Annotated in this window: 12 protein-coding genes; 4 read left to right on the forward strand and 8 right to left on the reverse strand. The window is 71.2% G+C overall.

Features of this window, described 5'->3' with window-relative positions:
• Position 1: 1 nt before the first annotated feature.
• Both EFL26_RS17730 and EFL26_RS17735 read right to left on the reverse strand, forming a co-directional pair.
• Positions 2 to 1765, reverse strand: a complete 1764-nt coding sequence (locus tag EFL26_RS17730; protein WP_123224243.1) for a DUF4012 domain-containing protein — start codon at positions 1763 to 1765, stop codon at positions 2 to 4.
• A 10-nt stretch (positions 1766 to 1775) separates the two neighbouring features.
• Positions 1776 to 2339, reverse strand: a complete 564-nt coding sequence (locus EFL26_RS17735) for an LPXTG cell wall anchor domain-containing protein (protein ID WP_183408245.1) — start codon at positions 2337 to 2339, stop codon at positions 1776 to 1778.
• A 229-nt stretch (positions 2340 to 2568) separates the two neighbouring features.
• Between EFL26_RS17735 and EFL26_RS17740 the strand changes: the two genes are divergently transcribed.
• Positions 2569 to 3117 carry a hypothetical protein gene (locus EFL26_RS17740; protein WP_123224245.1) on the forward strand — a complete coding sequence of 183 codons (549 nt, stop codon included), beginning with the start codon at positions 2569 to 2571 and terminating at the stop codon, positions 3115 to 3117.
• A gap of 3 nt (positions 3118 to 3120) precedes the next feature.
• On the opposite strand, the gene EFL26_RS17745 is transcribed toward EFL26_RS17740, so the two are convergent.
• The 4 genes from EFL26_RS17745 to EFL26_RS17760 form a co-directional block, all read right to left on the reverse strand.
• Positions 3121 to 4656 carry a hypothetical protein gene (locus EFL26_RS17745; protein WP_123224246.1) on the reverse strand — a complete coding sequence of 512 codons (1536 nt, stop codon included), beginning with the start codon at positions 4654 to 4656 and terminating at the stop codon, positions 3121 to 3123.
• On the reverse strand, positions 4631 to 5353 hold the full coding sequence (locus tag EFL26_RS17750; protein ID WP_183408246.1) for an ABC transporter ATP-binding protein: 723 nt from the start codon (positions 5351 to 5353) through the stop codon (positions 4631 to 4633). The genes EFL26_RS17745 and EFL26_RS17750 overlap by 26 nt, the downstream gene beginning before the upstream one ends.
• Positions 5354 to 5520: 167 nt before the next feature.
• Positions 5521 to 7704, reverse strand: a complete 2184-nt coding sequence (locus tag EFL26_RS17755; RefSeq protein ID WP_123224247.1) for a 3-hydroxyacyl-CoA dehydrogenase NAD-binding domain-containing protein — start codon at positions 7702 to 7704, stop codon at positions 5521 to 5523.
• A 136-nt stretch (positions 7705 to 7840) separates the two neighbouring features.
• Positions 7841 to 9055, reverse strand: coding sequence for an acetyl-CoA C-acetyltransferase (locus EFL26_RS17760; protein WP_123224248.1), 1215 nt, complete (start codon positions 9053 to 9055; stop codon positions 7841 to 7843).
• A gap of 301 nt (positions 9056 to 9356) precedes the next feature.
• Here EFL26_RS17760 and EFL26_RS17765 point away from each other — a divergent pair, with 301 nt between their 5' ends.
• Together EFL26_RS17765 and EFL26_RS17770 are read left to right on the forward strand one after the other, a co-directional pair.
• Positions 9357 to 9785 carry a pyridoxamine 5'-phosphate oxidase family protein gene (locus tag EFL26_RS17765; RefSeq protein WP_123224249.1) on the forward strand — a complete coding sequence of 143 codons (429 nt, stop codon included), beginning with the start codon at positions 9357 to 9359 and terminating at the stop codon, positions 9783 to 9785.
• A gap of 32 nt (positions 9786 to 9817) precedes the next feature.
• Complete coding sequence (locus EFL26_RS17770) at positions 9818 to 10501, forward strand: PilZ domain-containing protein (protein ID WP_123224250.1); 684 nt, start codon at positions 9818 to 9820, stop codon at positions 10499 to 10501.
• 71 nt (positions 10502 to 10572) lie between these two features.
• On the opposite strand, the gene EFL26_RS17775 is transcribed toward EFL26_RS17770, so the two are convergent.
• Both EFL26_RS17775 and EFL26_RS17780 read right to left on the reverse strand, forming a co-directional pair.
• Positions 10573 to 11802: a fatty acid desaturase family protein gene (locus tag EFL26_RS17775; RefSeq protein WP_123224251.1), complete on the reverse strand. Its 1230-nt coding sequence runs from the start codon at positions 11800 to 11802 to the stop codon at positions 10573 to 10575.
• A 73-nt stretch (positions 11803 to 11875) separates the two neighbouring features.
• A complete protein-coding gene (locus EFL26_RS17780; RefSeq protein WP_123224252.1) occupies positions 11876 to 13021 on the reverse strand; it encodes a ferredoxin reductase in 1146 nt (381 codons plus the stop codon).
• Positions 13022 to 13113: 92 nt separating this feature from the next.
• Here EFL26_RS17780 and EFL26_RS17785 point away from each other — a divergent pair, with 92 nt between their 5' ends.
• Positions 13114 to 14280, forward strand: a complete 1167-nt coding sequence (locus EFL26_RS17785) for a PucR family transcriptional regulator (protein WP_183408247.1) — start codon at positions 13114 to 13116, stop codon at positions 14278 to 14280.
• Positions 14281 to 14307 lie beyond the last annotated feature (27 nt).

Here is a 14307-nt window from a genome sequence, read left to right on the forward strand (position 1 = left end):
GTCACTGGCAGGCGCTGGCGATCCGGACGCCGTTGGGGGCCGTCACCATGCCCGGAGTGAAGCTGAGGACGCCGTCCCCGGGCTCCCCCGTCGCGGTGCGGATGTCGGCGGTCACCGTGGTCTTCTGGCCCGGGCTCAGCGACAGCGGCAGCAGCGCGACCTGGCGGCCCTTGTGCTTGTCGGCGGTGACCGAGTGGCCCTGGCCGTCGACCGTCATGCCGGTGATCTCGCCGCCGTACGGCGCGTAGATCCGGAGGTTGAACGCGATCGTGCCCTGCGCCGCGAACTGTCCGGTGCCCAGGATCCATGGCGAGAGCTTCTGGAAGTCCGCCGGCATCGTGGACGTGATCGCCATCGTCGCGCGGATGTCCTGCGCATCGCCGCGCCGGCAGTCGACCGCCGCTGCGGTGCTGCGGTACTGCAGGTAGTAGTCCATCTTCCCCGCGGTGCTGTCGTTGAGGTACATCCCGACCTGCGGGGTCCCGCTCTTCGCGATCAGCGCGCCGGAGACGGCGGTGCCCTGCAGCACCGCCTGCTCGTCGTCGTGGGCCGACCACACCTGGATGCGGTGCTCGCTCGCGCCGGTGGCGAGGCCGCGGATCGCGAGCTGCTGGTTGCCCTGCCCGGCCATCACCGAGTCGAAGATCTTGCGGGCGGCGTTCTCGAAGAAGGTGTTCTGCGCGTCCTGGGTGTCGAGCACCTGGTAGGTCTGGTTGAGCAGCGCGGGCACCACGTTGCCGGCGTTGAGGACGACGCCGTCCTTGACCGTGACGGGGCCGGTGCCGCGCATCATCTGCGCCAGGGCGAGCGGGTCGACCGAGACCACGCCGTCGAGCGTGACGTGCTGGCGCTGCTCGACCATGGCCTTCGCGATCTGCGCGGCCTCGGGGAAGTCCGGCGTGAAGTTGGTGTCACGCAGGTCGACCGCCGGGGTGGGGCCGTACTGCTGCTCGGTGTCGCGGGCGAGCTTGACCACGGGGGCGGTGAAGCCGTTGATGTCGGACGCCGAGCCCTGCCAGCCCATCGTGACCTTGCCGTTCTCGGCATGGAGGAGGGCCAGCGACCCCGGCAGGCCGCCGGTGGCGCGCAGCTCGGCGGGGTTCTGGATCATCAGCAGGTAGGTGCGCGGCTGCTCCGCGCCCAGCATGTCGGGGAGCAGCTCGAAGGCGTCGGCACTCGCCGTCGCGGCGGACCGGGCCCGGTCGACCTGGGTCTGCAGGTCGCCGACCAGGTCGTTGAAGGGGAACAGCAACCGGTCGGCGTGCGTGCCCTCGAGCCGGTGGGCGGCCCGGGCGATCGAGTCGGCGGCCCGGCGGACCGCGGGCGTGAGGCGTTCGACCTCCGCGAGGTCGATGCGCTGGTCCTGGGGGCGGAACCGGCCGGCGTCGACCGCCTCGCTCAGCTGCAGCGCGATCGGGGCGTTCTCGCGGGTCGCGGTGTCGAGCACGGCGGAGACCGTCTGCACCGCGCCGATGTCACGCCCCAGCCACGGAAGGTGCCGCCCCAGGTCCCACAACGGCCCGTCGGTGGAGCCCGCCGCCCGGTGCGTGTGCCGGCGCAGGTCGGCGAGCGCCCGGTTCGCGCCGTCGAAGTCGCCGTCGCGCACGCGCTGCTGGACCAGCTCCCCGCTGGTCCGTGCGTCGAGGAGCGCTCGGGACGCGGTCACGGCCTGCCAGGCGAACATGCCCAGCGCGACCAGCAGCAGCAGGGCGATGCCCCATCCGATCCGGCGGCGCGACAACCCGGACGTCGTCAGGTTGCCCACGTGCGGCGGACTAGGCGCCGGAGGCCTGGATCTCGGCCTCCTCGGCGCGGCGACGGGCGACCGTGACCGCCGTGGCACCGGAGACGAGGAGGGCGATGCCGCCCAGCAGGAAGAGCAGGTTCGGACCGCCCGTGTTGGGCAGGTCGGAGCCGACCGGAGGCGACACGGCGGTGCTGCGCGGCAGGACCGTGATCATGATCGTGCGCTCCCACGTCGCCGCCGCCCGCGCGCTGGACGCGGGTGCGGTGCGGGCGCTGTAGGCGCAGGTGCCGTGCAGCGGGATCTTGGTGACCTTGGTGACCTTCGGCGCCTGGTACGCCGTCACGAAGTCCTGGCCCGTCGACGATCCGCCCAGCCGGACGACGCCGTTCCACTCGAGGGTCCACGCGCAGGTCGCGCCCTGGGACGAGGCGGTCGCGGTAAAGCTCTCGCCGCCGTACAGCACCGACCGGTTGACCGTGAGGTCGAACCGCAGGTCGGGGTAGGCCTGTGCGGGACTCGAGAATCCCAGCATCGCGATGGCGGCGATCAGCGCGGCGAACGCAACTGCGCCGATCGACGACAACTTCTTCATGGTCGGCTCCCAGGACGTCGACATGAGTGGCGGATCGACACCCAGAGGGGTGCCGAATGCCTTCTCAACGAGAGCGGCCGGGCGAGGTTACGCAGGGATACAGAAACTCACCACTGGGGCGACAGTGAGACGCCGATGCTGCACGAAATGGGTGTATAAGGCAGGCTTGGCCCGGCACTGCGGGCCCGGCAGCGCGGCTCCGGGCTCCTTCCTCGACATCGGAGACCCCATGAAGAAGGCCTCGACGGCTGCGCTCGGCGTCCTGCTGCTGATCGCGCTCACCGCGTGCGGATCGAACAAGTCGGACAACAAGGACAAGGTGTCGCTGTCCAAGGACGACAAGGTCGCGGTCGCCAACCTCGAGAAGGCCTTCACGTCCTCCACCACCGGGGCGCTCACCACCACGGAGGCCAAGTGCGTCGCCACCCGGTTCGTGTCGACCGTCGGGGTGAAGAAGCTCAAGTCGGCCAAGCTCCTCGACGACAAGCTCCAGGTCAACACGACCGCCAGCCCCTCGTTCGACACCGACACCTCCGGCAAGTTCGCCGACGCGCTGCTCGGCTGCGTGAACTACCAGAAGCGGCTGGCCGAGGAGACCGCGAAGACCGACCCCACGATCGACGCGGCGAAGTTCCAGAAGTGCCTGGAGGACAAGCTCCCCGACTCGCTGGTCAAGAAGATGGTGGTCGCGTCGCAGACCCAGTCGAGCGAGGCGGCCACGATCGGCAAGCAGGGCACGCAGGCCATGACCGACTGCAAGGCGCAGTCGAAGAAGTAGGGCCTAGGTCGCGACGACCGACACGACCCGGGCGCGCACCTCGGGAACGGCCCACTGGGCCGCGGTGCGCACCAGTCGCACGGCCGACCAAGACAGCAGCGGTACGGCGACCAGGGCCGGGATCGTCCAGCTGTCGGCGAGCGCGGTCGCGGAGAAGAGCAGGCCGACGACCGTCGTCCTCAGGGCCAGGCGGGCGCTGTAGCCGGCCATCACCACCGGCGGCGCCGGGGTCGCCCGGGCGCTGCGCATGTCCATCGCGTACGGCCGCTCGACCGACCACCGCATCGAGGTGGCCACCACCTGGCTCGCCACGACGACCGCCGCGGCGAGGGCGGAGCAGAGCTCGGCAGCGGTCGGCGTACCGGCACGCAGGGCGGCGAGCATGATCGTGAATCCGGCGGCCGCGAGCAGCACCTCGAAGAGCACGATCACCTTGGCGTAGTAGGCGATGCCCGCCGAGACGGGGAGGCTGTCCCGCCAGAGGGCGCCCCGCCCGTCCAGGCACCAGGTGTTGACGCCGAAGAGCAGGGCGCCACCGGACGCGACCAGCCCGGGGAGGATCGTCACCATGTCCCACTCGAGCCGGCCGGCGAGGGCGACCAGCCCGGGCATGAACGCGAGCACGATCAGGCCGCGTCGCAGCGGCACGGCGCGCCAGATCGAGGCCCGGTCGATGCGCACCATCGCGCGCAGGTCGGAGCGCGGGTTCGGCCGCGGCTCGATGTGGCCGGACTCCAGGCGGAGCTCCTCGCGCAGCGGCCGGTGCAGGGCCCAGCGGGCGGGCAGCAGGCCGAGCAGGGTGGCTCCGACCAGCATCGCCAGCAGCACCGCCACGACCTGCGCCCAGGCGGTCCACTGGTGCCCGCTCGGGTACGCCGCGGCGAGGTAGACCTGCACGGTCGGGCTGCGGTCCAGCAGCGGCACGAGCTGGTCCGCGAGCACCACGACGACCACGGCTCCGATCGCGGTGGCGGCGATGAGGCGGGCGACCAGGATGCCGTGCGGTCCGCGCCGGATGCCCTCGAAGACCCAGCCGAGTGCCTGGCCGAGCGCGGTCGCGAACCCGATCCAGGCGAGCAGCGGCACGGCGGCCGCGACCAGCGCGGTGGGTCCGACGACGTACGTGGTGAGCGCGATGATCGTCCACGCCTGCAGCAGCCACGCGATGTTGAGCGGTGCCAGGAGCAGCGCGCCGAAGTGCTCGGTGACGCTGGAGACCGGGAACGCGACGGCCTGCTCGCGGGGGACCACCTCGCGACCCCCGCCCGACGCGATCGCGGCGAGCACGGCGAGCACGAGGAACCCGAGGTAGAGGGTCGGCAGGATCGCGACGAACTTGCCCGCGTCACGGCTGTGGAGCGGCGCCCGCAGGTACGCCGGCACGACGATCGCGGCGACGGTCAGCAGCAGCACCGTGCCGCCGGCGATGCGCAGGCGCCTGCGCGATCGCCGGTTGAGCCCGGCGGACCGGAACGCCAGCAGGGCGCGCAGGTCGACCAGGCCGCGGCCGACCTCAGTCCAGGAGTGCTCGGTACGCACGCGCCCCTGCCTCCCCCACGAGGGCGTCGGCGTCCATCGACGCGACGGTCGACCCGCCCCGGAGGACCAGGGCGTCCTCGCACGCCTCCATCGCCAGGTCGCGCAGGTGCGTGGAGACCAGCACGGCCGCGCCGCGCGCCTTGGCGTCGTCGATCACCTGCTGGGTGGCCTCGACCCCGAGCGGGTCGACACCGTCGAACGGCTCGTCGAGGAGGAGCACCCCGGGCTGGTGGAACGCCGCGAGCACGACCGAGAGCCGCCGGCCCATGCCGTGGCTGAAGCCGCCGGTCACGCGGTGCGCGGCATCACCGAGCTCGAAGCGCTCGAGCAGGTCCTGGGCACGCGTCTCCCAGCCCTCCATCCGGCGCAGGCGTGCGGCGAGCTGGAGGTGCTCCCAGGGCGTGGCCCGCGGGACGAGCCCGCCGACGTCGGGGCAGTAGCCGGTGGCCCGCTTCACGGTGAGCGGGTCGGAGCGCACCTCGACGCCGTCGACGAGCACCTCGCCCGCGGTCGGCGGGATGACCCCACCGAGCACCCGCATGGTGGTCGACTTGCCGGCTCCGTTGCGGCCCAGCAGGGCGGTCGCGCGGCCGGCGTACGCGACGATGTCGATGCCGCGGACGGCCTCGACGGACCCGAAGCGCACCCACAGTCCGCGCACACGGATCCGCTCGCGTCGGCTCTGGTCGCGCTCCACCCCCGCATTCTCCCCGACCGACCCCGGCGTCGCAGAAGAATGTCTGAAATGTCCGAGCCGCCCGGGCCACGAGGTACGAGTGGCCCGGGCGACGCGAGGAGGTCGAGCGAGCCTCACCGGGCGAGCGTGCGAGCCCGGTGAACGGCGGGTCGAGACCCCTGAACTGCTCAGGCCGGGAAGGTGCCGCCCTGCTCGGCCACGGCGACCAGGCTGGCCGGCGGCTCGAAGCGCTCGCCGTACTTCGCGGCGAGCTCGCGGGCCCGGGCCACGAACCCGGCCGGGCCGCGACCCGTCCTGCCCTCGAAGCCGTTGATGTACTGGATCGCGCCGCCGGTGATCGCCGGGAAGCCGATCCCGAAGATCGAGCCGATGTTGGCCTCGGCGGCGGAGTGCAGGACACCCTCGTCGAAGCACTTGACCGTCTCGATCGCCTCGACGACCAGCTGTCGGTCGGCGATGTCCTCGAACGGGATCTGCTCCTCGGCCGGCGGGAACGTCTCGGCCAGGCCCTCCCAGAGACCGGCGCGGTTGCCGTTCTCGTCGTAGGAGTAGAAGCCGGCGCCCTTGAGCTTGCTGGAGCGGCCGATCTCGATCATCGTGTCGATGACCTGCTCCGAGGGGTGGGCCACCCAGGTGCCGCCCTCGCGCTCGACGGCGTCCTTCGAGGCCTTGCGGATCTTGTACATCAGCTCCATGTTCAGCTCGTCGCTGATCTGGAGCGGACCGACCGGGTAGCCGGCCATCGTGGTCGCCCGCTCGATGCTCATCGGGTGCACGCCCTCGGCGAGCATCGAGATGCCCTCGTTGATCTGCGTGCCGATCACGCGCGAGGTGAAGAAGCCACGGCTGTCGCTCACCACGATCGGCGTCTTCTTGATCAGCTGGACGATGTCGATCGCCTTCGCCGTGGTCTCGTCGGTGGTCTCCGCGCCGCGGATGATCTCCACGAGCGGCATCTTGTCGACCGGCGAGAAGAAGTGCAGGCCGATGAAGTCGGCCGGCCGGTCGACGCCGGCAGCCAGCTCGGTGATCGGCAGGGTCGAGGTGTTCGAGCACAGCAGCGCGTCGGCGTTGATGTGCTCGGCGATCTCGGCGAAGACCTGGTGCTTGAGCGACGGGTCCTCGAAGACCGCCTCGATGACCAGGTCGCAGCCCTTCGCGTCGGCCGGGTTGTCGGTCGGCAGGATCCGGTTGAGCAGCTCGTCGGACTTCTCCTGGGTGAGCTTGCCGCGGGAGACCGCCTTGTCGTTGATCTTCTGCGAGTACGCCTTGCCGCGCTCGGCCGCCTCGATCGAGACGTCCTTGAGCACGACCTCCAGGCCGGCCCGCGCGCAGACGTAGGCGATGCCCGCGCCCATCATGCCGGCGCCGAGCACGATCACCTTGCTGGGCTGGAACTTCTCCACGCCCCGCGGCCGCAGCGAGCCGGAGTTGATCGCCTGCAGGTCGAAGAAGAACGCCTGGATCATGTTCTTCGCGGTCTGGCCGGTGACCAGCGAGGCGAAGTAGCGCGACTCGATGGTGCCGGCGTTCTCGAAGTCCACCTGGGCGCCCTCGACCGCGGCGGCCATGATCGCCTCGGGAGCAGGCATCCGGACGCCCTTGAGCTGCTTGCGCAGCGTCGCCGGGAAGGCGGGGAGCATGCCGGCGAGGGCCGGGTGCGACGGCGTACCGCCGGGCATCTTGTAGCCCTGCTGGTCCCACGGCTGCGCCTTCGCGGCGTCGTTGTCCTGGTTGTCCAGGACCCACTGCTTCGCCGCGGCGAGGAGCTGGTCGGGCTCGACGACCTCGTGCACCAGGCCCTTGGCCTGGGCCGCCTCGGGCTTGTAGCGCTGGCCCTGCAGCAGCACGTCCATCAGCGCCGACTGGATGCCGAGCAGCCGCACGGTGCGCGTCACGCCGCCACCGCCGGGCAGCAGGCCGAGGGTGACCTCGGGCAGGCCGATCTCGTAGCGGCCCGCCGCGGCGATCCGGTGGTTGAAGGCGAGCGCGATCTCCAGGCCGCCACCGAGGGCGGCGCCGTTGATCGCGGCGACGGTGGGTACGCCGAGGCGCTCGATGCGCCGCAGCTGGGCCTTGATCGCCTGGCTCTTGTCGAAGATCTCCTGCGCCTGGTCCTCCCGGACCGACTGCAGGTCCTCGAGGTTGCCGCCGGCGAAGAAGGTCTTCTTCGCGGAGGTGACCACCACTCCGGTGATCGAGTCCTTCTCGGACTCCAGGCGGGCGACCGCCTCCTCCATCGAACGGCCGTAGAGCTCGTTCATCGTGTTGGCGCTGGCGGTCGGGTCGTCCAGCGTGAGGACGACGATCCCGTCGGCGTCCTTCTCGTAGCGCACTGCTGATTCAGTCATGGGTTTTTCCGTTCTCGAAGTCTTGGGTTGCGTTGGCCGGATCGGTCACCAGGTTTCGGCACGCTCTTCGCGGGTTCGTTCCTCACCCGCGGACGCTGCTCAACCACCGATGAACGGATCCGACCTCGTTCCTCGGTCAGATCCGTTCGACGATGGTGGCGATGCCCATGCCGCCGCCGACGCAGAGCGTGGCGAGGCCGCGGCGCAGGTCGCGCCGCTCGAGCTCGTCGATGAGCGTGCCGAGGATCATCGCGCCGGTCGCGCCCAGCGGGTGGCCCATGGCGATCGCGCCACCGTTGACGTTGGTGATCTCGTCGGTGATGCCCATGTCGCGCATGAACCGCATCGCGACGGCGGCGAACGCCTCGTTGATCTCGAAGAGGTCGATGTCGCCCACCTCGAGCCCGGCCTTGGCCAGGGCCTTCCGGGCCGCAGGCGCGGGGCCGGTGAGCATGATCGTCGGGTCGGAGCCGGACACCGCGGTGGCGATGATCCGCGCCCGGGGCGTGAGCCCGAGGTCGGTGCCGACCTGCTCGTTGCCGATCGCGACCAGCGCCGCACCGTCGACGATGCCGGAGCTGTTGCCGGCGTGGTGGACGTGGTTGATCTTCTCGATCCAGTGGTACTTCTGCAGCGCCACGTCGTCGAAGCCGAGGTCGCCGTGCATCTGGAAGGACGGCTTGAGCCCGGCCAGGGTCTCCACCGTGGTGCCCGGCTTGATGAACTCGTCCTTGTCGAGCACGGTGAGGCCGTTGAGGTCCTTCACCGGGATGACCGACCCGTCGAAGTAGCCGTTGGCCTGCGCCTTGGCGGCACGGGCCTGGGACTCGGCGGCGTAGGTGTCGACGTCCTCACGGCTCCACCCCTCGATCGTGGCGATCAGGTCGGCGCCGATGCCCTGGGGCACGAACGAGGTCTGGAAGGCGGTGTGGGGGTCGGACGCCCAGGCGCCGCCGTCGGAGCCCATCGGCACGCGGGACATGGACTCGACGCCACCGGCGAGGATGAGGTCCTCGAAGCCGCCGCGGACGCGGCCGGCTGCCTGGTTGACCGCCTCGAGACCCGAGGCGCAGAAACGGTTGAGCTGCACGCCCGCGACCGTGTCGGGCAGGCCGGCCGCCAGCGCCGCCGTCTTGGCGATGTCACCGCCCTGGTCGCCGATCGGGGAGACGACGCCGAGGACCAGGTCGTCGATCCGGTTCGGATCGAGGTTCGGGTTGCGCTCGCGGATCGAGTCCAGCAGCCCGACGACGAGGTCGACCGGCTTGGTGCCGTGCAGCGACCCGTCCTTCTTGCCCTTGCCCCGCGGGGTGCGGATGGCGTCGTACACCAGCGCTTCAGGTTGTGCCATGAGTAGTCCCAACTCTTTCGGTGGAGCCCGGAGAACGAGCCTGGAGATCAAGCGTGGAAGGTGGAGCAGCGAGGCGCCGCGAGGCAGGGGGAAGGCCCTGCGGAGCGCCCTCGCCATTGTGACAGCAGTACTGTCAAGGTCAATGGGGCGCGGGATGTGGCCTACCTCACCCAGCCGGGCCGGCAGCGGCCCTCGATCGCTCCCGACGGGCCACACGGTCCGACAACGGGGGACCAAGGACTCCGCACGGAGACCGCCGGTTCGCCTAACCTCGAGGTACGACGGCAGGAGGTGCCCCCCGATGAGCGAAGACGAGCCGATCGGCGTGATGACGACCGACGAGTGCTGGGACATGCTGCGCGCGAACGAGTTCGGACGGCTCGCGTTCCACCTCGCCGGCGAGGTGCACCTGACCCCGATCAACTACGCGGTCGACCACGACACGCTGCTCTTCCGCACGGCCGAGGGCAGCAAGCTGCTCGGCGTGGAGATGAACCCCGACGTGGCCTTCGAGATCGACGAGTTCGACGAGCACCACGCCCGCAGCGTCGTGCTGCGGGGGGTGGCGCGCCACCTGGGCGAGGACGAGGAGCACCGCGCGGAGAACGTTCCGCTGCGCCCGTGGGTGCCGACCCTGAAGTACGACGTGGTCGAGATCCGGCCGACCGAGATCAGCGGCCGACAGTTCGAGCTCAGCCGCCCGTGGCTGCACATCATCCCGGGGCGGTGAGGGAGCCGACGCGCGTGCCGTAGGTTCTTCCCGTGGAGCAGCACCCCGATCTCGGCGACCCGGTCGTCCTGCGCGACCCCGAGGGTCGTGAGCACCCCAGCACCGTCCGCGACCTCGGAAACGGTCTGCTCGTCGTGGCACAGCCCCGCGACGTCCCGGCCGACGAGGTGATCGGCACCGGCGCCGACGTGACCGTCACCTGGGCGGACGCCGACGGCGTCGTCATGGTGCTGCCGACGCGGATCCTCGCCGTGCACAGCGACGGGCCGGTGGCGCGGTGGTCGCTGGCGGTGACCGGACCGGCGTACACGCAGCAGCGCCGACGGTCCGAGCGCACGGCGGCGTCCGGCCCGGTGGCGATCCGGACGGTCGGCGGCGAGCAGAGCCACGTGGTGAACGGGAGCCTCGTCGACGTGAGCGAGGGCGGCGTCCGGTGCGCCGTGGCCGCGGGGGCCGCTGACCGGATCCTCATGGGCCCGCAGGAGGTGGTCGCGGAGTTCCGGCTCGGCACGGTCGACTTCGCCGTGCCGGGCCGCGTCGAGTTCCTCCGGCCGACCGCCAACCCCGCCCGGCTCGAGGACCTGGTCGTCGTGTTCGACGAGCCGGTCTCGGACGTCGGGGCGTTGCGCAAGGAGGTCTTCGCCCTGCAGGTGCGCTCGCTCGAGGAGGCCGCCGGCGAGGGCGACGAATCGGCCGAAGGGGCCGGCGCGACGTAGGCCCACCGGCGGACCGGCCCGCGACTCGGACTCTGGCCCGGTCGTGAGCGACGCGGCGCCGGCCTCCGAGGTCAGGCGGCGATGCGGCGGTCGTTCGCCGCGCGCCGGTCCATGGCGACGATCGCGCGGCGCACCTTCGGCCCGCCCGTGGTCATCTTGTAGAGCTTGACCAGCTGCTGCGGGAGGTTCGAGACGGTGGTGTGCTCGAGCCAGCCGTTGGGCAGCGAGAGCCGGACCACCTTGTGCCACGCGGAGTAGAGCTGCTTCGGGAACGGCGCGGCGTGGTAGTTCAGCCCGTACTTCTCGAAGAGGGCCCGGACCTTGGGGGCCACCTCGGCGTACCGGTTGCTCGGGAGGTCCGGGAACAGGTGGTGCTCGATCTGGTGGCTCAGGTTGCCGCTGGCGATGTGCATCGCCGTGCCGCCGGAGATGTTGGCCGCGCCGAGCATCTGGCGCAGGTACCACTCGCCCTTGGTCTCGCCCTCGATCGAGCGCTTCTCGAAGGTCTCGACTCCCTCGGGGAAGTGGCCGCACATGATGATCGAGTTGCTCCACAGGTTGCGGACGATGTTCGCGGTGAAGTTCGCAGCCAGGGTGGGCAGGAACGACCCGGTCGGGATCGAGAGCGCCGGGTGGACGACGTAGTCCTTGGTGGCCTGCTTGCGGATCTTGCGGAGCACGCCCTTGAGCCGGCGCTGGAACTCGGGGTCCTTGAGCTTCTTCTTCTTGATCGTCGCGCCGAGCTCGAGGTCGTACGCCGCGATGCCGTACTCGAAGAAGACCGCGTTGATGAAGCTCCACAACGGCTGGCCCAGGTACATCGGGTGCCAGGGCTGCTCCTCGTCGACGCGCGAGATGCCGTAGCCGAGGTCGTTGTCCTTGCCGATCACGTTCGTGTACGTGTGGTGCAGCTCGTTGTGCGAGTGCTGCCAGTCCTTGGCCGGGGTCGCCATGTCCCACTCCCAGGTGGTGGAGTGGATCTTCGGGTCGCGCATCCAGTCCCACTGGCCGTGCAGGACGTTGTGGCCGATCTCCATGTTCTCGAGGATCTTCGCGACGCTCAGGCCCGCCGTGCCGAGCAGCCAGGCCGGCGGGAACACCGAGGCGAGCAGCACGATCCGGCTGCCGAGCTCGAGGGTGCGCTGGGTCTTGATCATCGTGCGGATGTACGCCGCGTCGGCGGCACCGCGCGACTCGATCACCTCGGCGCGGATCGCGTCGAGCTCGCGTCCGAGCTGCTCGATGTCCTCCGCGGTGAGGTGGGCGATCGGGTTGTCGGACTTCTTCTGGATCGTGGTCATGGTGTCTCCTCTTTCGCCGGTGGTCGAGGTGCGAGCTGGCGAGCCTCGAAACCTCCGGGGTTGGTGGTCGAGGTCAGCGGTCGAAGGTGCACGGGCCGGCGGCCGCGTTGATGCAGGTCTGGACGAGGACTCCACCGGGGTCGGTCTCCCCCGGGACGGCGGTGGTGAGGTCACCGCTGCGCAGGTCGCGCACGGCGCCGCTGAGCAGGGGCGTGACGCAGCTGTAGCAGACGCCCATGCGGCAGCCCGAGGGCATCAGCACACCGGCGGCCTCGCCGGCCTCGAGGATCGGCGTGCTGCCGTCGGCCTCGACGACCGCGCCGGTCCGGCCGAAGGTCACCTCGCCGCCCTCGCCGACCACCACGGTGGTCGCCCGGAACTGCTCGGTCTGGAGCGGGAGGCCCGCCGCGGCGTGGTGCTGCTCGATCGCCTCGAGCAGGCCGCCGGGCCCGCAGGCGTAGGTGGTGCGCTCGGCGAGGTCGGGGACCAGGTCGGCGAGGTCGGCCACGTCGAGCACGCCGTGCTGGTCGTCGTACCGGGCCACGAGGCGGACCGCCCCGGCCTGGTCGAGGGCCTGCAGGTCGCGCAGGAAGATCGAGTCCGGCTCGCTGGGTGCGACGTGCACGACCACGATGTCCAGGTCGCGGCTGCGGGGCAGCACGACGACGCCCTCGTCGGTCGACGGGAACAGGTTGCGCAGCATCCCGATCACCGGGGTGACGCCCGAGCCGGCGGTGACGAAGAGGAACGTGCCGGCAGCGGGGCCGTCGGGCGCGGTGGGGAGCACGAAGTCGCCGCTCGCCTGCTCGAGGTGCACGAGGGTGCCCGGTCGGGTGTGGTGCACCAGGAAGGGGCTCACGGTGCCGCCGGGCACCGCCTTGACGGTGATCGAGATGAACCCGTCGCGGCGCGGCCCGTGGGTCAGGGAGTAGGCCCGCCACTGGCGGACGCCGTCGACGTCGACGCCGACGCGCACGTACTGCCCGGGCACGTGCCCGGCCCAGTCAGCACCCGGACGGATCACCAGGGTCGCGGCGTCACGGGTCTCGGCCACGACCTCGACGACCCGCCCGCGCAGCTGGGCGCCGCGGCGCAGCGGGTGGAACAGGTCGAGGTAGTCGTCGGGGACGAGCGGGGTGGTCGCCGCCTGGGCGATCTGGGCGAGGCGGTCCCGCAGCGGGTGCCGGAGCGCCGTCGGCCGCGCGATCGTGTCGGTCATGGGTCCAGTCTGTCTGCCCGTCGAGTCAAAGAGATGACCTCTCCACGTGAATCCATCGGCTACTTTTGTTCTCTGCGAACAAAGGAGAGGCGATGCCACAACGCGAGACGATGGCCCTGCGGCTGCCCGCACCCGTGGTGGGCGCGATGCGTCGCGACATCACCTCGGTCGCCGAGCAGGTGATCGCCGCCGTCATCCACGAGGTGCCGAGCTACAGCGACCCGTTCCGGGGCCAGATGGGCCGCAACATCGAGGTGGCCGTGAAGGTCGCGCTGGAGGGCTTCCTCGACCTCGCCGCACGCCGCGAGGGCATCGACGCGGGCGACCAGATCGAGACGGTGCTCGAGGCGGCGTACGCGTTGGGTCGCGGCGAGGCCCGGAGCGGGCGGAGCATGGATGCCCTCGCCCGCGCCTACCGGGTCGGGGCGCGCGTCGCATGGCGGGAGATGAGCGAGGTGGCCGTCGCGGCCGGTCTGTCCGCGACGATCACGGCGCGGTTCGCCGAGCTGGTCTTCGCCTACATCGACGAGCTCTCCGACGCCAGCGTCAGCGGCCACGCCGACGAGCTGGCGACCTCGGGCCGGCTCCGGCAGCGTCGCCTCGAGCGCCTGGCGATCCGGCTCCTCGAGGGTGCGCCGGAGGCCGACCTGGTCGGGGCGGCGGAGCGCGCGGACTGGGCACCCCCGGACCTGCTGGTCGCGGTGATCCTCCCGGAGGACAAGGTCCGCTCGGTGCAGGCACGGCTCGACCCGCGCCTGCTCCAGCTCTCCGAGGACGTGCCGGTCCTCGACATCGACAGCGGGCTCACCGTGCTGCTGGTGCCGGTCGCCTCCGTGCGCGGGCGTTCGACCCTGCTCCGCGTGCTGCGCAACGCCGACGGTGTGGTCGGACCGGCACGCCCGTGGACGGCCGTGCGGGCGTCGTACCTGCGGGCGCTGCGTGCCCAGCGCCTCGGCCTGCTCGGCGACACCGAGACCCACCTCGCCGAGCTGGTCCGCACCGCCGACGCCGACGCCCTCGCCGACCTGCGCGAGCGTGCGCTCGCTCCGCTCGGCGACCTGCGACCGGCGTCAGCCGAGAAGCTGGCGGACACCTTCGCGGCCTGGCTGCGCCACCACGGCCGCCGCGACGAGATCGCCGCCGCCCTGTTCGTGCACCCGCAGACCGTCCGCTACCGGATGGGCCAGCTGCGCGACCTGTACGGCGACCGCCTCACCGACCCCGACTTCGTGCGGGACGCGACCATCGCGCTGGCGTGAAGCGGACGCGCGGATAGTCCGGCACGT

The sequence above is a fragment of the Nocardioides pocheonensis genome (assembly GCF_003725535.1).
GTDB classification, from domain to species: domain Bacteria; phylum Actinomycetota; class Actinomycetes; order Propionibacteriales; family Nocardioidaceae; genus Marmoricola; species Marmoricola pocheonensis.

Bases quoted from the DNA above. Each gene is read 5' to 3' on its own strand.
- EFL26_RS17735 (WP_183408245.1), bottom strand. From the start codon at position 2,339: ATGAAGAAGTTGTCGTCGATCGGCGCAGTTGCGTTCGCCGCGCTGATC.
- EFL26_RS17740 (WP_123224245.1), top strand. From the start codon at position 2,569: ATGAAGAAGGCCTCGACGGCTGCGCTCGGCGTCCTGCTGCTGATCGCG.
- EFL26_RS17755 (WP_123224247.1), bottom strand. From the start codon at position 7,704: ATGACTGAATCAGCAGTGCGCTACGAGAAGGACGCCGACGGGATCGTC.
- EFL26_RS17760 (WP_123224248.1), bottom strand. From the start codon at position 9,055: ATGGCACAACCTGAAGCGCTGGTGTACGACGCCATCCGCACCCCGCGG.
- EFL26_RS17765 (WP_123224249.1), top strand. From the start codon at position 9,357: ATGAGCGAAGACGAGCCGATCGGCGTGATGACGACCGACGAGTGCTGG.
- EFL26_RS17775 (WP_123224251.1), bottom strand. From the start codon at position 11,802: ATGACCACGATCCAGAAGAAGTCCGACAACCCGATCGCCCACCTCACC.
- EFL26_RS17780 (WP_123224252.1), bottom strand. From the start codon at position 13,021: ATGACCGACACGATCGCGCGGCCGACGGCGCTCCGGCACCCGCTGCGG.
- EFL26_RS17785 (WP_183408247.1), top strand. From the start codon at position 13,114: ATGCCACAACGCGAGACGATGGCCCTGCGGCTGCCCGCACCCGTGGTG.